At 74.1% G+C, this 21269-nt stretch carries 21 protein-coding genes; 5 read left to right on the top strand and 16 right to left on the bottom strand.

Annotation, left to right across the window (positions count from 1 at the left end):
- Positions 1 to 9 precede the first annotated feature (9 nt).
- Complete coding sequence (locus DFP74_RS19250) at positions 10 to 681, bottom strand: hypothetical protein (protein WP_121183414.1); 672 nt, start codon at positions 679 to 681, stop codon at positions 10 to 12.
- Positions 682 to 862: 181 nt separating this feature from the next.
- Complete coding sequence (locus tag DFP74_RS19255) at positions 863 to 1846, bottom strand: cytochrome P450 (protein WP_121183416.1); 984 nt, start codon at positions 1844 to 1846, stop codon at positions 863 to 865.
- A gap of 409 nt (positions 1847 to 2255) precedes the next feature.
- On the opposite strand from DFP74_RS19255, the gene DFP74_RS19265 reads away from it, so the two are divergent.
- Together DFP74_RS19265 and DFP74_RS19270 are read left to right on the top strand one after the other, a co-directional pair.
- On the top strand, positions 2256 to 2756 hold the full coding sequence (locus DFP74_RS19265; RefSeq protein WP_158613024.1) for a helix-hairpin-helix domain-containing protein: 501 nt from the start codon (positions 2256 to 2258) through the stop codon (positions 2754 to 2756).
- Positions 2757 to 2903: 147 nt separating this feature from the next.
- Positions 2904 to 3569 (top strand): triacylglycerol lipase, encoded by a 666-nt coding sequence (locus DFP74_RS19270; protein ID WP_121183422.1) that lies wholly within the window; start codon positions 2904 to 2906, stop codon positions 3567 to 3569.
- 126 nt (positions 3570 to 3695) lie between these two features.
- Here the strand turns inward: DFP74_RS19270 and DFP74_RS19275 are convergent, their stop codons facing one another.
- The 11 genes from DFP74_RS19275 to DFP74_RS19325 form a co-directional block, all read right to left on the bottom strand.
- Positions 3696 to 4364: an HNH endonuclease family protein gene (locus DFP74_RS19275; protein ID WP_121183424.1), complete on the bottom strand. Its 669-nt coding sequence runs from the start codon at positions 4362 to 4364 to the stop codon at positions 3696 to 3698.
- Positions 4365 to 4501: 137 nt separating this feature from the next.
- A complete protein-coding gene (locus DFP74_RS19280; RefSeq protein ID WP_121183426.1) occupies positions 4502 to 5323 on the bottom strand; it encodes a metallophosphoesterase in 822 nt (273 codons plus the stop codon).
- Positions 5324 to 5399: 76 nt separating this feature from the next.
- On the bottom strand, positions 5400 to 6320 hold the full coding sequence (locus tag DFP74_RS19285; RefSeq protein ID WP_121183428.1) for a GntR family transcriptional regulator: 921 nt from the start codon (positions 6318 to 6320) through the stop codon (positions 5400 to 5402).
- 99 nt (positions 6321 to 6419) lie between these two features.
- Positions 6420 to 7451 (bottom strand): 4-hydroxythreonine-4-phosphate dehydrogenase PdxA, encoded by a 1032-nt coding sequence (pdxA, locus tag DFP74_RS19290; protein ID WP_121183430.1) that lies wholly within the window; start codon positions 7449 to 7451, stop codon positions 6420 to 6422.
- The gene (locus DFP74_RS19295; RefSeq protein ID WP_233571038.1) at positions 7448 to 8704 is read right to left on the bottom strand and encodes a four-carbon acid sugar kinase family protein; all 1257 of its coding nucleotides are present in this window, start codon (positions 8702 to 8704) and stop codon (positions 7448 to 7450) included. The genes pdxA and DFP74_RS19295 overlap by 4 nt, the downstream gene beginning before the upstream one ends.
- On the bottom strand, positions 8701 to 9807 hold the full coding sequence (locus tag DFP74_RS19300; RefSeq protein WP_121183432.1) for a 2-keto-3-deoxygluconate permease: 1107 nt from the start codon (positions 9805 to 9807) through the stop codon (positions 8701 to 8703). The genes DFP74_RS19295 and DFP74_RS19300 overlap by 4 nt, the downstream gene beginning before the upstream one ends.
- Before the next feature lie 364 nt (positions 9808 to 10171).
- On the bottom strand, positions 10172 to 11449 hold the full coding sequence (locus tag DFP74_RS19305) for a sodium:proton antiporter (RefSeq protein ID WP_121183434.1): 1278 nt from the start codon (positions 11447 to 11449) through the stop codon (positions 10172 to 10174).
- Positions 11450 to 11698: 249 nt separating this feature from the next.
- Positions 11699 to 12499 carry an SDR family NAD(P)-dependent oxidoreductase gene (locus DFP74_RS19310; protein ID WP_121183436.1) on the bottom strand — a complete coding sequence of 267 codons (801 nt, stop codon included), beginning with the start codon at positions 12497 to 12499 and terminating at the stop codon, positions 11699 to 11701.
- A 104-nt stretch (positions 12500 to 12603) separates the two neighbouring features.
- On the bottom strand, positions 12604 to 13101 hold the full coding sequence (locus DFP74_RS19315) for a DoxX family protein (RefSeq protein ID WP_121183438.1): 498 nt from the start codon (positions 13099 to 13101) through the stop codon (positions 12604 to 12606).
- Positions 13102 to 13167: 66 nt separating this feature from the next.
- Positions 13168 to 13383: a hypothetical protein gene (locus DFP74_RS19320; protein ID WP_233571039.1), complete on the bottom strand. Its 216-nt coding sequence runs from the start codon at positions 13381 to 13383 to the stop codon at positions 13168 to 13170.
- An 85-nt stretch (positions 13384 to 13468) separates the two neighbouring features.
- Positions 13469 to 14869: a hypothetical protein gene (locus DFP74_RS19325; protein ID WP_233571040.1), complete on the bottom strand. Its 1401-nt coding sequence runs from the start codon at positions 14867 to 14869 to the stop codon at positions 13469 to 13471.
- Positions 14870 to 15024: 155 nt separating this feature from the next.
- On the opposite strand from DFP74_RS19325, the gene DFP74_RS19330 reads away from it, so the two are divergent.
- Positions 15025 to 15618: a histidine phosphatase family protein gene (locus tag DFP74_RS19330; RefSeq protein ID WP_121183440.1), complete on the top strand. Its 594-nt coding sequence runs from the start codon at positions 15025 to 15027 to the stop codon at positions 15616 to 15618.
- Between the two features lie 99 nt (positions 15619 to 15717).
- On the opposite strand, the gene DFP74_RS19335 is transcribed toward DFP74_RS19330, so the two are convergent.
- The gene (locus tag DFP74_RS19335; protein ID WP_233571041.1) at positions 15718 to 16317 is read right to left on the bottom strand and encodes a bifunctional 2-polyprenyl-6-hydroxyphenol methylase/3-demethylubiquinol 3-O-methyltransferase UbiG; all 600 of its coding nucleotides are present in this window, start codon (positions 16315 to 16317) and stop codon (positions 15718 to 15720) included.
- A 248-nt stretch (positions 16318 to 16565) separates the two neighbouring features.
- Between DFP74_RS19335 and DFP74_RS19340 the strand changes: the two genes are divergently transcribed.
- Positions 16566 to 17402, top strand: coding sequence for a hypothetical protein (locus DFP74_RS19340; RefSeq protein WP_121183444.1), 837 nt, complete (start codon positions 16566 to 16568; stop codon positions 17400 to 17402).
- A 135-nt stretch (positions 17403 to 17537) separates the two neighbouring features.
- Entirely contained in the window at positions 17538 to 17993 is a 456-nt protein-coding gene (locus DFP74_RS19345; protein ID WP_233571364.1) for a GNAT family N-acetyltransferase, read from the top strand.
- On the opposite strand, the gene DFP74_RS19350 is transcribed toward DFP74_RS19345, so the two are convergent.
- Both DFP74_RS19350 and DFP74_RS19355 read right to left on the bottom strand, forming a co-directional pair.
- Positions 17946 to 19532 carry a hypothetical protein gene (locus tag DFP74_RS19350; RefSeq protein ID WP_121183448.1) on the bottom strand — a complete coding sequence of 529 codons (1587 nt, stop codon included), beginning with the start codon at positions 19530 to 19532 and terminating at the stop codon, positions 17946 to 17948. The two genes, DFP74_RS19345 and DFP74_RS19350, sit on opposite strands and share 48 nt — an antisense overlap.
- Before the next feature lie 161 nt (positions 19533 to 19693).
- Complete coding sequence (locus tag DFP74_RS19355) at positions 19694 to 20929, bottom strand: CapA family protein (protein WP_121183450.1); 1236 nt, start codon at positions 20927 to 20929, stop codon at positions 19694 to 19696.
- Between the last annotated feature and the right edge of the window lie 340 nt (positions 20930 to 21269).

Consider the following 21269-nt stretch of genomic DNA (forward strand, 5'->3'; position numbering starts at 1 on the left):
CGGTGGTCGTCAGCGGTCGTTGACCGGAATGCGGATCTGCTCCGGTTCCTCCTCCGCCCCCGGGTGCGCCACGGTACCGATCTCCACGGTGGGGAGCGTGACGCGCTCGAACCAGCCGGTGATCAGACCCTGGTCGTTCGGAGGGTGGGGACGAGACAGCTCACTATGCCAGAACGTGCGCCCGTCCTCGCGGTCGTCGGTGCGGTGGACGAGGAACACCCAGGTGTGGAGGTCCTCGTAGCCCTCCAACTCGCCGACATCCTGGGCGGGGATCGGCAGCACGTCGTCGGGGAAGAGGCTGAGCTGCTCGGTCTCGTGCTCGCCGGTCAGCAGGAGCCGGCCGTTGAAGCCGCGCGGGTTCTTGTTGCGGGGGCACGTCGCGAGCGGGTTGCCGGTGTTGTGGTCGCCGAGCAGGGTCTGGATGGCGACCGTCCGCTCGGGGTTGACGGTGAGCTCGATCTGCAGGAGGCAGGCGTTCTCCCACCCGAAGCGGGTCTTCTGCTCCTCGCGCAGCGCCGCCAGGCGTTCGTCGTAGGCACGCTGGCCGGGGGCGGTGCGGCTGTGGTTGGGGGTGGCGCTGCGCCATCCTGCCTCACTCCGGAGCAGCGCCGTCTCCAGGACCTCCCAGGAGGTGCCGATCTGCCGCAGTCGATTCTCTCGGGCCAGTGGATCGATGAGCACGGGGCCGCCTTTCGGACTCGTCGGCTGGGGGGACGCCGCCTCGCTCGGGAAGGATCGAGCGCGGGCACTCCCGGTCACCATCTTCGGCGCCGGTGGTGACATTTCGCGGGTCGCGGGGGCGGCGCTGAGTCGAGAGCGGTCCGATGGCGTGTGGCCTGGGGGAGGGGAGGGGCGCGGGGGGTCACAGGGACGGCAGGGGCAGGACGGTGTCGAGGACGCCGCAGGCCGGGGCGGTGGCGTGGTCGGACCCGGGACAGGGGCGGAGGCCGTGGCCGAAGGCGAGGTGATGGGCGTCGGGGCGGCCGGGGAGGAAACGGTCGGGGTCGGTGAAGACGGCGGGGTCGCGGTTGGCGGCCGCCAGGTCGAGGACGACCTCGGTGTCCGCGGGGATCGTTGTGCCCGCCACGGTGGCGTCCGTCGACGCCACCCTCCGGGTGCGGTGGGCCGCGGGATCGAAGCGCAGTGTCTCGGTCACGAGGTCGGCGACGGGAGGCGTTTCCGCCCAGGACGCCCGGTGCGCGTCGATGAGGGCGAGCACGCTCCGGATCAGGCCGGCGGTCGCCGCGCAGGACTGCACGAGGAGGACGACGCGCTGGGCGGTCCGCTCTTCAATGTCGCCGCCGCCGTCCCCGTCCCCGCCCCCGTCGCCGTCGCCGGCGGTGCCGGTGCCGAGAAGAGCGGACAGCAGGGCGACCGCCGTGTCCGCGTGCGGGCGCTGGTCGACGTCGGCGCCGCCCAGGTACACGGCCGCGATCGTGCGGACCGCGTCCACGGCCGCGGACAGGTCGTGCTCGGCGAGGCCCAGCCGGATGCCGAGGACCGCGACCGGCGCGAACTCCACGGCCTCGCCCACGGACTCCGGCCGGTCGGTGGGCACGGGACGGGCCGCCAGGAGGCCGCGGGCGCGCTCCGCGGCGTCGGCGCGCAGTGCGGACGGCGTCAGCCCTGCCAGCAGGTCGGCCGCCACGGAGCGCCGTCGCGCGTGCTCGGCCCCGTTGCTGAAGCGCACGGCGGTGCTCCGCAGCCACGCCAGGTCGTGGGCCCGTCGCGACGCGGGCGGGGAGGCCGGCGCCGCGTCGTGGACGGGCGGGACGGTGAACCGGGGATCGTCGAGGACGGCGCGGACAGCGGCGTGCCCGGAGAACAGCACTGCGGGAGAACTCATAGAGCGAAGTTAGGCCCGGGTCGGTTCGGTGAGCGCCGAAACGACGGCGGCGGACCCCTGCGCGATCTCGGCTTCCTGTACCGGGCGGGCTTCCTGACCGAAGCCGAGTTCCTGGAGCGCAAGGCGGCGCTGCTCTCGGCTCTGCCGGGCGGGCCCGAGCGCGCGGGACCGGCGCCCGGTGTGCCGGCCGGTCCGGGCGCCGTCGGACCGGATCCGCCCGCACCGGTCCGACTCGGACCGCCGGGAGCGCCTCCGCCGAGGAGGACGCCGCCCAGCGGCGGGCCGGTGGGCAATGGCATGCTCGTGGGGGTCTTCGCCACGCTCGGGCTCGGGACTCCGTTGGTCCTCTGGCACGCGCACTCCTACCTCAGGACCAGCACGCAAGACCGCGATCCTCTATTCCGTCCTGTTGGCGGTCGTCCTGCTGTTCTCCGCGGCGCTGCCCCTCGTCGGCGCGGTCGCGATGCTGTGGATCTGGATCGGCGGGTCCATCCGCGTCTTCGACTCGATCAACGAGATCAACGGGGTCGACACGGCCCCTCGGTCCGACCGCCGGCCGGTCGCGGCCACCGACCCCAACGTGATCGCCGAGCAACAGGTACGCCGACGCCGACGGCTGCGGGCCGAGGCCCGTGGGATCGCCGCGTCCGACGCCGGATACGCGCGGGAACTCGGCATCGGGCGCCCCGATCTGCGCCGGATCTTCGACGACGGCGCGCTCATCGACATCAACACCGCGCCGGCGCACGTGCTGTCGTGCCTTCCCGGCATCGACGGGCCGACGGCGCGGCGCATCGTGGACCACCGGAGTGCCTACGGGCGCCTGGTGCCGGCCGTGGAGGTCTCGGCGGTGTTCGGTGTCGACCCCAGGGCGCTCCCCGAACTCGCCGAGTTCACCGTCTTCACCTGACCCGGTCACGGGCGCGTCGCGCGGCCGGGTGTGCTCGGTTCGCAGGGCGGCGGTGCGTGGGGAGATGAACACGGCCCGTGGTTCGACGGATGCGCACATGTGTGCGTATGGCGGACGATCAGGGCTCCTCACGGAAAGGAGCCCACGATGCGGCTCTCCCTCGCGCCCGCCGCGGCCCTGCTGCTGGCCGGCGCACTCACGGCACCGGCCGCCGCCCACGCCCAGGAGCGCGACCCCGTGCTCTTCGTGCACGGCTACAGCGGGAACGCGACCAACTGGGACCCGATGATCGCCGACTTCACCGCCGACGGCTGGGACCGGGACGACCTCCACTCGATCAGTTACGACTACGACGCCTCCAACACCGAGACCGCCGAGCTCATCGCGGAGGAGGTCGACGCGATCCTCGCCGAGAGCGGCGGCGACGCGGTGGACGTGGTGACCCACTCCATGGGCGGGCTGTCGTCCCGCTGGTATCTGAAGATCCTCGGCGGGCACGAGCACGTCGACCAGTGGATCTCGCTCGCCGGCCCCAACCAGGGGTCCAGCGTCCGCCTGCCGTGCGTGGCCACCGCCCCCTCCTGCCAGGAGGTCGTGGAGGGCTCAGGCTTCCTCCAGGAGCTCAACGCCGGCGACCCCACCCCCGGCGACACCGCCTACACGACCTTCCGCTCGCTCTGCGACCTCATCGTCCGGCCCTCCACGAACGTGACCCTCTCCGGCGCCGACAACCGGCTGGTCGGCTGTGTCTCCCACACGGCCTTCCTGCGCGACGACGGCGTCTCCGAGGACGTGCGCGACGTCCTGTCCTGATCCGCCACCGGGCCGGACCCGCGTGCCGTCCCGGCGGCCCGGACGGGCCCGGCCCGCCCCATGACCTGTCCGGGTAGTGCGGGAAGCGCCGTGCGGGCGGACCTGTCCGCCCGCACGGCGGCCGGGTCAGCAGCGGCTGTCGATGGTCCTCTGAATGGCCGACTTCTCCGTGGAGGTGACCGAGAGGCCGTAGCGGTACTTCACGTTGACCCAGGACTTGACGTAGTCGCAGTGGACCGCGGTGCGGGGCGGCAGCCACGAGGCGGGGTCGCGGTCGCCCTTGGTGCGGTTGCTGGACGCGGTGACCGCCCACAGCTGCGGGGCGTTGACGTCGTTGGCGAAGGCGCGCCGCTGGGAGGTGGTCCAGGTGTTGGCCCCGGAGCGCCAGGCGTCGTGGAGCGGCACCATGTGGTCGATGTCGAACTCGGAGGAGTCACCGGTCCACACGCCGTCGTACTCGCTGGACCAGCGGCCGGAGGTCGCGCGGCAGGAGCCGTCGACCGAGACCGTGTGGCCGTCACGGCGCAGCACGTACTCGCGGGCGTCGCACGGGGTCTGGACCGTGACCCAGTGGGGGAACAGGCTTCGGTCGTAGCCCGCGCCGCTGTTCTTGGGGCGCACGGTCAGGGAGTTGAGCTGGGACTGGGCCGCGGAGGTCGACGGGATGCCCGGCGGGAGGGTGTGGTGGGCGGAGGCCGGAGCGGCCCAGCCCAGGACGGCGACGAGAACCGCCGTGACGACGAGGGTGAGCAGGCGGAGCGCGGTGGATCTCGGGGGAACAGGGGATGTGCGCAACGTGATTCCTCCGGTATGGGAGGCGGGCGTTCGGACACCCACACGATGATCGCTGTCGCGTCCCAGGGCCAGATCCCCACGGTGAAATCGTTGCTACGCCCCTGTTGCCCTCCGGTGTCCGGCCGGGTCGGCTGGGGTCAGCTCGGGAGGATCAGGCGGGGGCCCTGCGGCGGTTGCGGCCGCGGGCCCCACTCACGGGGGTAGCCGAGCGAGACCTCGATGTGCGGCACGTCGTCGACGACGATGGTGCGGGGGATGTGCAGGTGCCCGTAGACGACCGCGCGGGCGCGGTAGCGGGTGTGCCAGTCGGCGGTCTCCTGCGTCCCGCACCACTGGGCGAACTCCGGGTAGCGCAGGATCCGGGTGGGTTCGCGCACCAGCGGCCAGTGGTTGACCAGCACGGTGGGGGTGTCCTCGGGCAGGGCGTCCAGGCGCGCGCGGGTCGTCTCCAGGCGCTGTCGGCACCAGGCGTCGCGGCTGGGGTGGGGGTCGGGGTGCAGGAGGTACTCGTCGGTGCACACCACCCCGGAGGCGTGGGCCACCGCCAGAGCCTCCTCCTTGGTGCTGGTGCCCTCGGGGCGGAAGGTGTGGTCGTACAGGAGGAAGAGCGGGGCGACGACGACGGGCCCGTCGGGGCCGTGCCAGGTCGGGTAGGGGTCCTCGGGAGTGTGCACGCCCAGCTCCCGCAGAGCGTTCACCAGGTACTGGTAGCGGGCCTCGCCGCGCAGTTGGACGGGGTCGGCGGCCACCGTCCACAGGTCATGGTTGCCCGGAACCCACACCACGGTGGAGAACCGCTTGGCCAGCAGCTCCATCGCCCACAGGATGTCGTCGGCGGTCTCGGCGACGTCCCCGGCCACCAGGAGCCAGTCGTCGTCGGACTCCGGCCGCAGGGCCTCGGTGAAGGCGCGGTTCTCCAGGTGCCTGACGTGGAGGTCGCTGATGGCGACCAGACTCATCTGAGCCCCTTCCGGCGGGATGCGATGCGCTCACCCTATCCCCGGGCATCCGCCGGCCAGCGCGCCGGGCGCGGGGTCAGCCACCGCCGCGGAGTCGTCCCAGTTCGGCGCGGAGCTCGTCGGCGAGTGCCACCGCGCGCTCCAGCCCGGGGGCGGTCTCACCCGGTCCGGGGTCCGGTTCGCCGGGCGCCCCGGGCCGGGCCGCGGGGTGGTCGGCGTGGGGCAGCAGGGAGGGATCGGGGGTGATGCGCACCTGCTCGGCGGCACCGTCGGCCTCGATGTCGAAGACCACCCGGTCCGAGCGGTGCCAGCTCTCGAACCACTCCAGGGGCGTGCCGTGCTGGTCGAAGGTGCCGCCCTCCAGCAGGAGCAGCGGCGCGCCCTCGGTCACCCCCAGCTCTTGGGCGATGCGCGGGTCGGCCGGTACGGCGCGGATCTGTCGGCGCCCGCTCGTGGGCACGGCGCCGAACCGCTGTTCCATCAGTCGGTGCAGGGAGGCGTCGCGCAGCATCGCGGAGTCCAGCTCGGCGAAGCGCTCGGCCGGTAGCCAGGTGCGCACGTAGGACAGCGGATCGCCGTCGACCGAACGGACACGCTCCAACCGCAGCAGGTCCGCGCCGCCCAGGTGGCGTACGGCGGAGGGGACGCCGGAGCGGGTGGGCGCCAGCGCGAGCACGGAGGTGTGCAGCCGCAGTCCCTCGGCGGAGAACTGGTCGAACAGCCCGGTGACACGCTGGACGAGCCGGTGGTGCTCGGTGGGGACGGCGGCGACCGGGGCACGTCCCCGCGTGCGGCGGACGGTCCCCTCGTCCTCCAGGGTGGCCAGCGCCTGGCGCACGACACTGCGGGAGACGCCGAACCGCTCGCGCAGCTCCGCCTCGCTGGGCAGGGTGTCGCCCGGGGCGATCGAGCGGTCGCGGATCTCCGCCCTCAGCACCCCGGCGACCTGGGCGTGCAGCGGGCGGGGGTCGGTGCGGTCAACGGGCATGCTGGCCATTCTAGGGTCGGCCGCGGCGTCCGGCGGGGCGGTGCCGCGCCCCCGTGGGCGCGGCACCGCCGCACGTCCGGACGCCGTGCGCGGGCTCTGGGCCGGACGCTACACGGCGTCCGGCCGGGCGGCCTGCCAGACGTGGCCCCACCCGGGGGCGAGGTCGGCCGCGCGGCGCAGGGCCAGGACGAGGCTGGCCTCCCGGGCGATGCCCTTGCCGGCGATGTCGAACGCGGTGCCGTGGTCGACCGAGACCCGAACGACCGGCAGCCCCGCCGTGATGTTGACGCCGTCGTCGCCGTACACCGCCTTGAAGGGCGCGTGCCCCTGGTCGTGGTAGCAGACGGCGACCAGCTTCCACTTGCCCTTGACCGCCGCCGGGATGAGGGCGTCGGCCGGGACCGGCCCGTGGGCGTTGATGCCCTCTTCGCGGGCGCGGGCGATCGCGGGGGCGAGGACGTCGGCGTCCTCGTCGCCGAACAGGCGGTTCTCTCCGGCGTGCGGGTTGAGTCCGGCCACACCGATGGGCTCGTCCGGGCTGCCCTGCGCGCGGGCGAAGGCGCCCATGAGCCGCAGGACCTCCAGGGTCCGCTCGGGGGTGACGCCCTCGATGGCCTGGCGCAGCGATACATGGGTGGTCAGGTGGAAGAACGACAGGTCCCCTGCCGAGAGCACCAGGCTGTAGTCGCTCACGCCGAACTCGTGCGCCAGCAGTTCGGTGTGCCCGGGCCAGGCGTGCCCGCCCAGGTGCATCGCGGCCTTGTTCAGCGGCGGTGTCACGATGCCCTCGACCAGGCCCCGCTTGGCCAGGTCGACCGCCGCGATGACGAACCGCGCCGCGCCGTCGCCCGCCTGCGCGCTCAGCTCGCCGGGCGGTACGTGCCCGAGTGAGGGGCCGGTCTGCACGATGTCGATGACGCCGGGCTCGTCCGCTGCCTCGCGTGGCGTGGCGACGGTGTTGACGGCGGCCGGGTCCCCGCCCACGGCGGCGACCGCGTTGCGCAGCGCGTCGGCGTCACCGACGACCACCGGCCGGGCGACCTCGCGGACCTCGGGGTGGTGGAGCAGCGCCTTGGCGGTGATCTCCGGTCCGATCCCCGCGACGTCTCCCAGGGTGACGGCCAGTGTCGGGCGGTTCATGCGTTCCTGCCTTTCGTGTCGCGGACCGCGTCGGCGGCCGCCAGTAGTGCGGTGGGCGATCCGAAACCGCCGGCCTTGGTGACGATGGCGTTGCCGTCCAGCGGCCCCCCGGTCAGCGTCCCGATCGGGATGCCGGGCGCGACCTCGCCGGTCAGTGTGATGCCCCGGGCGTCGAGCACCGAGGTCAGGGCGCGGGCCCCGTCGCCTCCGGTGACGACGAACCCGGAGAGCGGGTGGCGCGCGGCCAGCCCGGCGGCGAGCGCACCGAAGCGGTGGGCGACCGACGCGGGGTCCAGATCGCCGTGCCTGTCGTCGGGTGCGACCAGGGCGGTGCGGGGCGCGGCCGGATCGAACCGGGACAGTACCCCTGCGCTCCAGACCCGCCACGTCTCCTCGTCGCCCAGGTCGTGTGACGTGGGCTGTTCGATCCGCGTGTTCTCGTCGGCGGACAGCACCGCGACCTGTTCGCGCGTCGCCTGGTGCAGCGAGGTGACGACGATGAGTGCGGGCATGGCCGCGCTCCTGGCCGGGTTCGTGGTCGCGCCCGCGGGAGCGGCCACGGCGCCGGCCGGGAGGCCTTCCTCGGCCCACACGGTGGACAGGTGGGCGGCCAGTCCGGCCGATCCCACGGGAACGGCGTCGGGCCCCAGGGCCCGGACCGCGCCGGCCAGGCGCGCCAGGTCGTCGTCGTCCTCGGCGTCGACGACCACGACCGGGCCGAGGCCGCGCAGGAGTTCGGCGTTGGCCTCGTCGTCGTCACCCGTCAGCCGGGTGTGGGTGGCGCCGAGCAGGGCCGGTACACGGCTCTCGGTCACCGGGCCGACCGGGTCGCGGCCGATGGCCGTGCGGTGGACCTCGACGCCGTCGACGAGCAGGACCCCGTCCCGGACGACGCGTCCGGTGGCCGGGAAGGCCGGGCAGACCACGGCGACCGCGTCGGGCGACCAGGCGGAGAGGACGCCGTCGATCTCCGCGCGGACGGGCCCGCGCATCGTGGAGTCGACCTTCTTGTACAGGTGGGTGGCGCCGGAGCCCCGCATGTGCCGGGCCGCCTCGGCCGCGGTCTCGGCGGCCCGTTCGGCGGGCATGGCACGTGAGTCGGTGCTGACCGCGACGACCTGCGCCCGCGAGTCGGCCGCTGTGAGCTGGAGTTCCGTGCGCCAGCCCGCCCGCAGGAACTGGGCGGCGGTATCGCCGGCACCGGTCAGGTCGTCGGCGAGCACGGCGATGCGTGTGGGCGCGGACGTGTTCACGGTCGCTCGTCCTTCGTGTCGGTGGTCTCCGCGGCCGCGGCGGCACCGGCCACCGTTCCGTCCGCTGCCCCTTCCGCGGCCTCGGGCCGCGTCTCGGCGCGGGCCAACGCCGCGGCCTCCTCCTTCTCCGCCTGAGCGGGCGAGGCCCCTGCCCGGCGCAGGACCCAGGTGGTGACCAGGGGCGCGAGGATCGCCGTGACCAGCACACTCGCGGCGATCTGGGAGGTCGCCGTGCCCACGTAGGAGGCGAACGAGGGGTCGGCGGCCGCGACGATGGCGGGCGTGGCCACACCGTTGCCGGAGGCGGTGCCGGCGGCGAAACCGATACCGGACTCCTTGCCGCGCCGCAGGATGAACGTGTAGCCGAGGTAGACCAGGCCGCCGGTGACCACCGTGACGGCCACGCCCAGGAGGATCCCCGTCAGCCCGCCGGAGGCCACGTCTGCGAGGTCGATGCCGGTGCCGAGGGCGAAGGCGAAGAACGGGATGACGATCGAGGGCACGGGCTTGAGGACATCGCGCCACTGGGCGTCCACGTTGCCGACGACCACGCCGAGGACGAACGGGATGATGGCGGCGACCAGGGTCAGCAGCGGGATCTGGCCGAGACCGGAGGCGCCGATGAACAGCAGGGCGAGGAAGGGGCCGTCGTTGATCGCGGCCGAGATGTAGGCGCCCCGATCGCGTGCGCGGCCGTACTGCCCGGTGATGGCCAGCCACAGCCCGCCGTTGGCGTTGGTCGCGGCGGCGAGCATCGCCAGGATCGACACTCCGAGGACGCCGTCCGGCCCGGTGACCGCGGCGAGCGCGAGGATGAGCAGGCCCGGGATGAGGCTCTTGCCCAGCAGTACCACGCCCGTGGTGGCCAGGACCGGGCCGCCGGTGCGCAGGGTGACCTGGGTGCCGGTGGCGAAGATCAGGAGCGCGATCAGCGGCAGGGCGCTGTCCTTGAACAGCGCCGTGGTGAAGCTGCCGATGTCGAGGGCGGCGGGGGCGAAGGTCCCGAGGACCGATCCCAGCACCAGCGGGATCAGCATGGTTCCGCCGGGGATCTTGTTCATCCAGGTGTAGAGGGGCACCAGGGACCCGTGGTCGTCACGCATGAGTGTCCGTTCGAAGCCGTGACCTGGCGAAAGCCCGGGATGGACCGGCCGGTTCACGTGTTGTACGTACAGAGTGTACGTACAAGTTGGGAGTTGTCCAGCGTGCAGCCACAGGAATGCACACGCCGAGGGACCGGAACCGGCGATCACGGCCGGTGGGCCGGTCGGTGGGTACGGGCGGAGGTCGAGGCGCGGACCGGGGAAGCGGCGGCGGAAGCGGCGCTCGGGGCACGGAGCGGGCGCGGGCGACCCGGACGGGCCCCGGGCACGGGGAGGCGCCGGCGAGCACGGATCGCGCAGGCGACGGCGGGAGCGATGACGGGGGTGCGGCTCGGGCGCCATGGGCGTTCCGGGCCGCCCGGGCTCACCTGCCGGACCGGCGGTGCGGGAACGGCCAGCGGACGTGGTGCTCGGTCATCTCCTGGTGTTCGGGCGCCGACGGGTCGAACCCCCGCGCCCGTCCCGCGAAGGCGCGGGCCAGGGGCGCCGCGGTGATGCCGTGGGCATAGACGCTGATCAGCACGGTCACCCCCGCCACCAGCAGGACCCGGTCGCCCACCTCGATCCCGGACTGCTCGGCCACCATCAGGGCGAAGAGGACCGAGGCGAGCCCGCGCGGGCCGAACCAGCCGAGGAAGAGCACGGTCGCCGGGCGCAGCCGCGCGCCGAGCGTGGCCGCGGCCACGGCGAGCGGGCGCACCACGACCAGGCTGAGCACCGCGTAGGCCACGACCCGCCAGTCGATGTCGCCCAGCAGGGGGCCGATGACGATCGCGCCGAAGAGCGTGAACGTGAGCATGCTGAAGAGTTCGCCCTCGCGTTCGGCGAACTGGTGGACGTAGCGCCGGTGGTCGCGGCCCGTCACCCCGAAGGCGAGCCCCGCGGTGAACGCCGCCAGGAAGCCGTTGCCCGACACCGTCTCGGCGCCCGCGTAGGCGAGCGCGGCCAGGGCGATCGGGAACAGGCGACGCTGTGTGGCGCCGACCCAGCCGGCCGCGTTCACACGGGTGAGGACCCAGCCGCCGAGCGTGCCCACGGCGCCGCCGACCAGGACGCCCAGGCCGATCTGCAACGCGGCGAAGCCCGCCCAGGCCGCCGCGGAGTCGGCCGCGCCCTCGGTGGTGACCGCCAGCGCGGACAGGATCACCACCGCGGGCAGGGCGATCCCGTCGTTGAGCCCGCTCTCCACGTTCAGGGACTGCCGCACGCGCACCGGCAGGCGCCGGTCGGAGACCACGGCCGTGCCCAGGGCGGCGTCCGTCGGCACCAGGACGGCCGCGAGCAGGGCGCCTCCCACCAGCCCCAGGCCGGGCAGGACTCCGTAGGCGAACGCGGTGCCGAGCGCGATGCCCACCGGCATCCCGATTCCCAGCAGACGCAGCGGTAGCCGGAACTCGCGGCGCAGTGCGCCCAGGTCGATGCGCACCGCGTCGGTGAACAACACGAGCACGAGCGCGGCCTCGGTGAGGACCCTCATGGCTTCGCTGCTCACCGTGCCGGTGAGCAGGCCGAGCCCACCGGTACCGAGGACCAGGCCACCGGTGGCGAACACCATCGGGGCCGTCAGCCAGGTGCCCTGTGTCCGGCCGGAAACGAGGGCGTAGCCGAGGAAGAGCGCGGCGAGGAGGAAGAGGTCGGTCACCGCTGTCCGCCTTTCTCCGGTCTGGTACCGGTCACCGTCGGAGCCTGGCACGGGGGGCGACGGCTCGTCTCGCGCCGATGGGGTGGCGCCGGCCCCGATCGTTTCAGGTGGAGGCGGCGGCGGGGCGGCGACGCTCGGGCGCGCCGGAGACCGGAGGGGAGGAAAAAGAGACGGACGGACCGCGGTCGCGGCGCAGGGGCGGGGCCGGCATCGGCCGGGCCCGCCCCTCGATGAGTCGACGCTCCGGTGTCAGCGCAGGTGGGAGGCGCCGTTGACGTCCAGGACGGCGCCGGAGGACCACACGGCCTCCGGGGAGGCGAGGTAGCGCACGGCCGAGGCCACCTCCTGGGGTGTGGCGACGCGGCCGAAGGGGCTGTCGGCGCGCACCTGCGGGGTGAGCCGCTCGGCCACGCGCTCGGTCTCGACGAAGCCCGGCGCCACGGAGGCGACGGTGATGCCGTGCGGGGCGAGCGCGACGGCGAGCGACTGGCCCAGGGAGTGCAGGGCGGCCTTGCTCGCGCCGTAGGCGGGGTGGTCGGGCTCGCCGCGGAAGGCGCCGCGCGAGCCGACGTTGACGATGTGGCCGGGCGTGCCCGCGTCGATCATGTGCCGCGCCGCCGTGTAGCAGGCGTTGGCGGCGCCGAGCACGTTGACGTCCAGGGTCGTGCGCCAGGCCTTGAGCCACTCCTCGAAGGAGGTGGTGGCGACGGGGTGGGCGATGTTGACCGCGGCGTTGTTGACCAGAACGGACAGCCCGCCCAGTCGGTCGGCGGCGCGCTCGACCAGGTCGGCGGTGGCGTCGGGATCGCCGATGTCGGCCTGCAGGAGCACGTGGCCCTCGCCCGGCAGGCCGGCGAGCGTGCGCTCGGCCTCCTCGCGGCGGGTCCCGCAGTGGACGGCGACCCGGTCGCCGGCCTCGGCGAACGCGGTGGCGATGGCGCGTCCGATGCCCCGGGAGGCACCGGTGACCAGGACGCCGCGGCCGGGCGGCCGGCCGCCCGGCGACGAGGACGGTGGGGTGGAACGGGAAAAGTCATCCGATGATGGCATGCCCGGCATCCTAGTGGCCGCGGACCTGCGGCGATCGCTCCCCCCGAGGGAAGCCGGTCGCCGCGGTGGGACCGCGCCTGCTCCTGCGCGACGGTCGACGGGGTTCAGCGGCCGGCCGGTGACTCCTCCGGCGCCCGGCGGGTCGCCCGCCGGTCCCACCCGCGCAGGTGGGCGAGCACGACCGAGACCGCGGCGGCGAGGAACACCACCTGCATCGCGGTGCGCGGGAGAAGCTCCTGGTGCGGCGGCAGATCCGTGCCGGTCACGGCCAGGTGGACGTTGGCGGGGAACATCGCCACGAGCAGGACGGCGAGCCCGGCCGCGGCCCAGGGCGCCGTCCGCGGCCACAGCAGAGCCGCCGCACCCGCCAGCTCCAGCACACCGGTGACCGTGACCAGCAGCTCCGGTGCGGGCAGCGCGGGCGGGACCATCGCGATGAGTTCGTCGCGCATCCCCACGAAGTGCACCACACCGGTGAGGCCGAACATCGCGGCCAGGCCGCCGCGCACGGCGACCGGCCACGGGCGCAGCCGGTGGACGCCGAGGGCTCCGGCGGCCCACAGGGCCAGGGTGACGCCGACGAGCGTGATCAGGGGTTCCATGGCGACTCCTTCGTGAACTTACCATTGGAAAGATATGGGTGCGCGGCAATCTTGTCAATGGAAAGTTCAGGGCGGATCCGACCACACGACGGTTTCGTCAGGGGTCGGGTCGGGCTCGAGGTTGTTGATCTGCTCCAGGTCCAGGGCGTCGTAGGCGCCCAGGTCGACGGGGCCGCCCGCGTCGAGGTAGGAGGGGACGGCCTCGGCGCCAGCCGGGTGGGCCACGCCGACGGGCTCGATGCCCAGGGCGACGACGTTGTCGAGTTCGCCGCCGTCGAGCACGATGACGCGCTCGGGCTTGGCGGGGGATCTCGGTCTCGCCGATCTCCTCGTTGGCCACGTAGTTGCGCACGGTGCGCGGGACGGGCTACTCCTCGGTGCGGCCGAGGTGCAGGACCCGCACCGCCGCCGCGGCCGTCTCCGGGTCCGGGTGGTGGCGGGCCAGCGCGCCCAGGACCCGGGCGGTGTCGGGGTGCTCGGACTCCCACAGGCGCACGGGGTCGGCCAGGAGCAACCGTTCGATACCCGAGGTGTCGTCGGCGTCGAGCAGGAACCGGATGCCCGCCTCTCCGCCGGCCATCGACGCCGCGAACATGTCGATCACCACCCAGGGGCCGAACTCCGACATGATCTGGTCGATCTCGTGCTGGGGCAGCATGCGCGAGGTCAGCAGCACGATCGCGGCCAGGCTCACCACCGCGGGCCGCGCGGAGTGCAGCAGGGCGCGCAGCTCGTGCTCGATCTGCGAGCTGGTGGCGTTGAGCACCTTGGTACCCGCCCACCGGCGCTGGGACCGGCCGGGCCCCGAGACCACCGACGCGATCTCCCGCAGGGCCCGCGCGGGGGTGCGCCGGTCCAGCCAGGGGCCGACCGCCGTGAGCTGGCCCTCGGTGGACAGGGTGGCCAGGGTGTCGAGGAACTCCGCGGCGTCGGCGCCGGCCAGGTCGCCGATGAGCGGCGCCTGCACACCGACCTCCTGGAGCAGGCGGCGCACCCCGTACCGGCCCAGCGCCGTGAGCTCGACGAGCGGGGCATCGCGCGCGCCGGGGTCGTCGTGGGCCGCGGGCAGCAGGACGGCGCCGGTCGTCGCCAGTTGCCGCAGCGCGCGCAGGAGCAGTGCCCCGGCGTGGGGGCGCAGGCGTTCGGGCAGCGCGCCGACGGCGCCGGGGGCGAGCAGCACGTCCTGCACCAGCGTGCCCAGGGGCGCCTGGAACCCGTCGGGCGCCTCGTACAGGTAGCGCAGCACGTGGGGCAGCAGCTCGGGGCCGGAGGTGCCCGGGGCGGGCGCGGAGCCGCCCTCGCCGTCGCCGCGCGCGTACTCGAAGGTGTTCTCGAAGACGCGGACCCACCAGTCCAGGACGTGGTCGGGCGTGCGGGCCCGCTCGCGCAGGGCCGGGCGGGGGCGGGCCAGACCGCCGTCGAGCACGACCATCCCCAGCCCCACGGCCGTCTCCCAGGGCACGACGAAGTCCGCGACGTCACCGCCCGCGGCCATGCCCTCCAGCCACGCGGCACGGCCGCAGGGGGAGTGGGCGAGCGAGTGCGGCCACAGCCCGAGCCGCTCGACCGCGTCGCGCACGTCCGCCAGGGCGGGCAGCCCGCGCGGTGTGACCGGTGTGCAGGGCGCGCTCCACAGGGCCAGGCCCAGGGCGTCGCGCAGCAGGGCGGTGCGCAGGGCCGCGTGGGCGAGCTCCCGCGGCGGCGGCAGCGACACGGGCCTGGCGCAGACCTGGCGCCGGCCCGGGACGGGCGGCTCGTGCGCGGGCATGGGGCCTCCCGGATTCCGACGGCACGGCGGTACCCCTCCTTGCTATCGCTCCGCCGCGGGTCCGTGGGGCGGTTTCGGCAGGATGAGACCGAGAATCACCGGGGCCGCGGGCCCCTGGACGCGTGGAGCCGCCGGGGGTGGGGCAGTATGGCGCCATGGGCGAACTGGTGCTGATCAGACACGGGCAGACCGAATGGAGCAGGCAGCGGCGGCACACCGGCCGCACCGACCTGCCGCTGACCGAGGAGGGCGAGCGGCAGGCCGAGGCGCTGCGGCCGCTGCTCGCCCAGCGCGAGCTCGGCCTGGTCGTCACCAGCCCCCTGGTCCGCGCCGTGCGCACCGCCGAGCTGGCGGGGCTGGACGACACCGCGGTGGACCCGGACCTGGCCGAGTGGGACTACGGCGGCTACGAGGGGATCACCACCGCGGAGATCCAGCGCGACCGCCCGGGCTGGAACCTGTGGCGCGACGGTGTCCCCCCGGGCGACGCCGACCACCCGGGCGAGCTCGTGGAGCAGGTGGGGGAACGGGCCGACCGGGTCCTGGCCCTGGTCACGGCCGAGCTCGACGCCGGCGGTCCCGACGTGGTGCTGGTGGCGCACGGACACGTGCTCCGGGTGCTCACCGCCCGCTGGCTGGGCCTGCCCTCCGCGGACGGCGTGCTGTTCCGGCTGGACACGGCCACCCTCAGCACACTGGGCCGTGAGCACGACCGCCCCGTCGTCACCTCCTGGAACACGGGCCGCTGACGGCCGTGTTCCGCCGGGAGGCGGGCCCCGGCGGCCCCGGCGGCCCCGGCGGCCCCGGCGGCCCCGGCGGCGCCGGGTGACGCCGACGGCGGTCCCCGCCTACGCGGCGGAGCGGCGGAACCGGTACCACTTCGGCGAGGTGCGGTTCATCGGCCAGCCCAGACCGGAGGTGTCCGCGTCGTCGACCGTGAGGAGTTCCCAGTCCGGGAACGCGGCCTCGACCTCGGCCTGGGAGACGCCCTCGACCATCCGCCGGTACCGCGAGTCCCCGAAGGCGAGTATCAGCAGGGTCGCCCCCGGCGCGGCGAGCGCCGTCACACCGCGCCCCTCCGCCGCGCGCTGGTCCTCCTCCAGGCCCTGGAAGCAGCCGATGTCGAGGAAGAGGTCGAACGTGCCCAGACCGGCCGAGGGCAGATCGGTCACGTCCCCCACGACATAGGTGACCTCCGCCGGCCCCTTGCGTCGGGCGGCCTCGACCGCGGCGGGCACGAGGTCGACGCCCACCGCCTCCCACCCGCGCCGTGCCAGCTCGGGGGTGAACTGCCCGCGCCCGCAGCCGATGTCCAGGGCCCGTCCGGGCCCGCCGGTACGGTCTTCGGTCTCACGGTCGAGCAGGGCGCCGACCTCCGCGCCGCCCCCGGCACCGTAACGCTCCCAGGGGGTGAAGCCGAGGCGGTACATCAACGCGTAGTTCGTCATGGGCCCACGCTAGAACGACCTGTCGGCAAGGGCCGTTCGCCCCCCGACTACCGTCATCGCCGCAGGTGCGCGGCCCGCCGAGCGACCCCTGGCGGCCCGGTCCCGTCGGCTCGGCCCTGGCGCGGGGCCTCCCATCGACCGGTGGCGGTGGGCCGCCCACCCGGCTGTCTCCGAGGAGTGGTAGAACACCAGGCGGACGATTCACGTTCGCACAATCACTCTGAGAGAACACAGGCATCCCCTCCCCCATGTCATCACGCACCCGCGCCACCCTGGGCGCGGCCGCCCTCGCCGTGCTCGCCCTCACCGGCTGCGCGCAGGTCCTGGACCAGGTCGACCGCTTCGCCCGCCAGGAGGCCGACCAGATCCTCGGTACCGTCACCCTCGACGAGGTCGACCGCGACGACCCCTTCGCCGGGAGCCCCGCCGCCGACTTCGGAGTCGGGTTCGACACCCCCGAGCCCGCCGCGGAGGGCGATTTCACGGCCGAGCAGGTCGAGTGGGCCCTCGACCGCACCCGGCTGCTCCTGGAAACGGTCTACCTCGACACCGACGCGGTCTTCGACGAGGACAACAGCGAGTTCACGGGTCTGCTCACCGGTGAGTCCCTGGCCTGGTACATGGACCACCTCGGGCACGAGGACCCCGAACTCGACAGCCGCCACCTGCCCTTCAACCTCACCGCGGGGACGGCCGAGCTGATCGGCGACGAGATCCGTGTCGACGGCCGGATGTGGACCGAGACCGACCGGGACCCCAGCGGGTGGGACTACCTGGCGGTCAGGACCGAGTACGTCGTCGTCTACCCGATCGCCCGCCCCGGCAAGCCGGTGTCGACGCGCATGGTCGTCACCCACCTCGGCGAGGTCGGCTTCTACGACCTCGGCGACGGCACGTTGGAGGCATGGCCGAACTGGCACCGAGCGGTGGCTCCCGTACACTGCCTGCCGGACCAGTTCACGTTCACCCCGGCCTTCCCCGGTGACCTGCCCGAGGGCGACCGGCCCGAGGGCCGCGTACAGGACGCCTACGACCTGGAAGCCGCCCGCGAGCAGGACGACTGCGGGACGGTCAGGGGCACCTGAGCCCCGGTCTCTCGTGCCCGGCGGCCGCTCGCCGCGCGGTCGCGCGGCCCGCCGAGGTGCGGCGAACACCCGATCGCGGCGTCCGGATCAGGTTGAATGTCGTCCATGATCGTGCGTCGAATGCTGCCAGACGAGATGACCGCCGTCAGCGACCTGCGAGAGGTCGCCTACCGGGCCGACCGCCTGTTGGACGCGAGCCCCGCCTACGCCGAGACCCTGCGGCTCCTGGGAGCCGACGGGCGGGGCGAGGTCCTGGTGGCCGTGGACGGTGACCAGCTGCTCGGGACGATCATGTTCGCCCCCTGGTCGAACGGAAGCGAGCTCGCGCGCGGGGCCGACGAGGCCGAGGTGCGGGCGTTCGCCGTGGGCCCGCAGGCGCGGGGCCGCGGGGTCGGCCGCGCCCTGGTGAACGCGATCGTGGACCGTGCCCGGCAGGAGGGCGTGTCACGACTGCTGCTGTCCACCCAGCCCGCGATGGTCTCCGCCCAGTACGTGTACCGGGCGCGCGGCTTCACCCGCGTGCCCGAACGCGACTGGTCGCCGCTACCCGGCGTCGACCTGCTGGCCTACGAGCTGGTGCTCAAGGACTGACCGAGCGGCCCCGGCCACCTCCTCACCCAGCTCGCCCGCGGCGCAGCGGGCGAGCACGGCGTCCGCGACCGGGTGCCCGGTCAGCCACATGGCCTGGGCGAAGTCGTGCGCGTGCGGCGCGTACCGGTCCCCGTCCCCGGCGGGAAGCGCCAGACCCGCGTCGAGCAGGAGCGCGTAGTCGTCCAGCACCGCCCAGGCCGCCTGGTGGGAGGTGGGCGGCCCGGGCGCCGCGCCGAGCAGGCGGCGGGCCCAGCCGCCCAGCACCGGATGCTGGGTGTACAGGCTCAGCATCGGGGACAGGTCCGCCTCCAGCCCGGCCAGGTGGGCGGCGACCCGGTTGCGGCGGCGCCAGTCATCGGGGTCGGCGCAGGCCTCCCAGAGCCGGCGGGCCGCGGTGGCGGTCTCGCGCGCGGCCGTCCAGCGTTCGAGGAGCGTGTCGGTGTCCACCGGCCGGCCCTCCTCCAGCAGGGTCAGGGCCTCGTCGGCGCTCATCGCCCCGACCGTCGGCGTCAGGGGGACGTGCGCGCCGGAGTGGCGCAGCCGGCCGACCATGAAGTGGTCGCCCAGCGGCGTGGTGCGGTACCCCGGGCCCTCGACGGCCACGGCTCCCAGTTCGGCCAGGGTGTCCAGCACGCGACGCACCTGCTGTTCCGGATCGGCCTCGCGCCCGCCCAGGACCACGCCGGGGCCGTAGGCGTCCACGACATCGGCGGGCGTGCGCAGGTCACCGCACACGAACAGGTCGGTCAGGATCAGGAAGGCGGTCATCCCGCGCAGGCGTGTCATGGCCAGCAGGCCGCCCGCCCAGGCCTCGGCGACCGCCCCGGGTTCACCGTCGGCCCAGGCCCGCGCGGTGGGGCCGGGCAGCACGCGGGTGTAGGTGGTGCGCAGCAGCCCGGCGTCGCGGGCGATGGCGAACAGCTCGCGGACACGGGCGGGGTCCAGGTCCAGCGCGGCGGCGGCCTCCTCGGTGTCGGCGGCGGTGAGGGCGTCGTCGTCGCGGTCGGGGTCCAGGTCGCGGCCGTGGTCGGCCCAGACCGTGAGCCGCGCCGCGTCGGCCAGGACGGCGCACGAGCGCGCGGCCGCGTCGAGGTCGCCGGCGCGGGTGCGCAGGACGGGGCGGATCGGTTCGGGTTCGCCGTCCTGGCCGACGCCGAGCCGGTGCAGCAGGGGGAAGGCGCCCTCCTCGACGGGGGCCGGGCTGTGCGGCGGTCCGTCGGCTTCCGGGTCCACGGAGGCGATGGCCGCGCGCAGGCGCCGCGGGCTCTCCGTGCACACCAGCTGGCCGGTCTCGACCAGGAAGTCGCACCAGTTCAGCCAGGTGGGGCGCAGGTCGCCGGACGCGCCGGTCCAGCCCCGCACGGTCCGGGCGATGTCGTCCACGTCGCCGACCGACCAGTCCATGGGGTCGGGGGACCCGGCGTCGAGGTGGGCGGTCAGCAGGAACAGCAGGGCGTCGGGGTCCGGGGCGAGCGGTGGATCAAGGGCACGGGCCCAGTCGAGGCAGTCGTGCACGACGGAAAAGATGCGCTCAGTCATTGTCTCATCACCGAATGTGAGTCGCAGATGTGCCATCAGGCTAACCGCGTCCGGTCCGCCCGCGTGGCGGAACGCCGAAATCGTTCTCTTTCGCCCCGCGCCCGGCGGCGGTCGGCCCGGAGCCCGGCGCTCCGGACCCCGTCGGCCCGTTCCGGTCCGACTCAGCCCGCCGCCACGAAGTCGGGGTCGCCGGCCGCGCCGAGACCGTCGACGTGGGCGATGACCCGGTCGTAGGCGTCCTGGAGGGTGCGCCGGTCGTCCTCCGGCAGATCCGGGTCGGCCAGGGCGGCGGCGAGGTCGACCAGGCGGATGTCGGGTGTCAGCGCCAACCGGGTGGGCCTCGCCGCCAGCGTCCCGGACTCCCACACCCCGGGCTCGACCTCCGTGAACTCCACCCGCACCGTCAGACCCTCGCGGCGCGAGTCGATGGGCGGGCTGGACTGCCCGGCGATCTGGTTGCCCATCCCGTACACCACCCACTCGCCGTCGATCCGCTCCACGGACTGCACCACGTGCGCGTGGTGCCCCAGGATGAGGTCGATGTCGTCGGAGGTGACCAGCTGCGCCAGGGAGCGCTGGGCGTCGTCGGCGTCGTGCGCGTACTCGGTGCCCCAGTGCATCGACAGCACCACGATCTCGGCCCCCGCCTCGCGGGCGCGCGCGGCCTCGGCCAGCACGGCGTCCTCGTCGATGAGGTTGGCCGTCCACTCCCGGCCCTCGGGCGGCTGGAAGCCGTTGAAGCCGTAGGTGTAGGACAGGTGCGCCGCCGCGACGGGGTCGCCCTCGGCCGGGCGCACGCTGTAGATCCGCGGCGTGCGCGCCTCCTCCTCGGTGCGGGCGCTGCCCGCGAAGCCCAGACCGGCGGCCTCCAGGCCCGACAGGGTGCGCTCCACGCCGTCCACGCCCATGTCGAGGGTGTGGTTGGAGGCGGTGGAGCACCCGTCGTAGCCCGCCTCCGCCAGACCGGCCGCCACCTGGGGCGGGGCGCTGAAGACGGGATATCCGGTGAAGGGGCCCCCGGGCGGCGCCAGCGGCACCTCCAGGTGGCACAGGGCGAGGTCGGCCTCCTCCAGGACCGGGGAGATGCCCTCCAGCAGCGGCGCGAAGTCGAACGTGCCGCCGCCGTCGCGCTCGGCCTGGGACCAGATGGAGCCGTGGACGAGGATGTCGCCCGCGCCCGCGACGGAGAGGGTGCGTTCGACGTGCGCGCTCTCCCGGGGCGAGGGGGCGGGGGAGGAGCTCCCGCCGGTCGTCTCCGCCACGGGGGCGGTGCAGGCGGCGGCCGCCGGCGCGAGGGCGGCCAGCAGGACGGTCAGGAGGGCGGCCGGAGTCGTCGGGGGCCGCCGGAAAGGGAGTCCGGGGGATCGGATGCGGCGGGCGGGGGAGGATTCCACCATCCCCACAGCTTAGGGCCGGCGCGGTTTTTCCCTGAGGTGCTCCGTGAGTTCTGATAAGGGTGGGAGAAATGCACGAGAAAAGTGAGGAGAACGAGATCATCCATTTCCTGGAATCATGCCGAGTCACCACTGGCTGCGCGGTCGAACCATAGTTCGGGTGACCGAAACCGGCCATGGCCCCGACGCCGCGTGTGTTTGGCCCGTACGCACGCGGAAACACCGGGGAGGCGGACAGTGTGATTCGTCCGGCCATGTGTTCGTCGAGGACAGGTCACTCGTACCACCGCGCCCGCAGGTCCGACCCGCGAGTGAGATTGGCCGGCGCCGAGGACGAGAACAT

Source organism: Nocardiopsis sp. Huas11 (genome assembly GCF_003634495.1).
In the GTDB taxonomy this organism is placed as follows: domain Bacteria; phylum Actinomycetota; class Actinomycetes; order Streptosporangiales; family Streptosporangiaceae; genus Nocardiopsis.

Coding starts and splice junctions, on each gene's coding strand:
- DFP74_RS19255 (WP_121183416.1), bottom strand. CDS start 1,846: ATGAGTTCTCCCGCAGTGCTGTTCTCCGGGCACGCCGCTGTCCGCGCC.
- DFP74_RS19270 (WP_121183422.1), top strand. CDS start 2,904: ATGCGGCTCTCCCTCGCGCCCGCCGCGGCCCTGCTGCTGGCCGGCGCA.
- DFP74_RS19280 (WP_121183426.1), bottom strand. CDS start 5,323: ATGAGTCTGGTCGCCATCAGCGACCTCCACGTCAGGCACCTGGAGAAC.
- DFP74_RS19285 (WP_121183428.1), bottom strand. CDS start 6,320: ATGGCCAGCATGCCCGTTGACCGCACCGACCCCCGCCCGCTGCACGCC.
- pdxA (WP_121183430.1), bottom strand. CDS start 7,451: ATGAACCGCCCGACACTGGCCGTCACCCTGGGAGACGTCGCGGGGATC.
- DFP74_RS19300 (WP_121183432.1), bottom strand. CDS start 9,807: ATGCGTGACGACCACGGGTCCCTGGTGCCCCTCTACACCTGGATGAAC.
- DFP74_RS19310 (WP_121183436.1), bottom strand. CDS start 12,499: ATGCCATCATCGGATGACTTTTCCCGTTCCACCCCACCGTCCTCGTCG.
- DFP74_RS19315 (WP_121183438.1), bottom strand. CDS start 13,101: ATGGAACCCCTGATCACGCTCGTCGGCGTCACCCTGGCCCTGTGGGCC.
- DFP74_RS19325 (WP_233571040.1), bottom strand. CDS start 14,869: ATGCCCGCGCACGAGCCGCCCGTCCCGGGCCGGCGCCAGGTCTGCGCC.
- DFP74_RS19330 (WP_121183440.1), top strand. CDS start 15,025: ATGGGCGAACTGGTGCTGATCAGACACGGGCAGACCGAATGGAGCAGG.
- DFP74_RS19335 (WP_233571041.1), bottom strand. CDS start 16,317: ATGACGAACTACGCGTTGATGTACCGCCTCGGCTTCACCCCCTGGGAG.
- DFP74_RS19340 (WP_121183444.1), top strand. CDS start 16,566: ATGTCATCACGCACCCGCGCCACCCTGGGCGCGGCCGCCCTCGCCGTG.
- DFP74_RS19345 (WP_233571364.1), top strand. CDS start 17,538: ATGACCGCCGTCAGCGACCTGCGAGAGGTCGCCTACCGGGCCGACCGC.
- DFP74_RS19350 (WP_121183448.1), bottom strand. CDS start 19,532: ATGACTGAGCGCATCTTTTCCGTCGTGCACGACTGCCTCGACTGGGCC.
- DFP74_RS19355 (WP_121183450.1), bottom strand. CDS start 20,929: ATGGTGGAATCCTCCCCCGCCCGCCGCATCCGATCCCCCGGACTCCCT.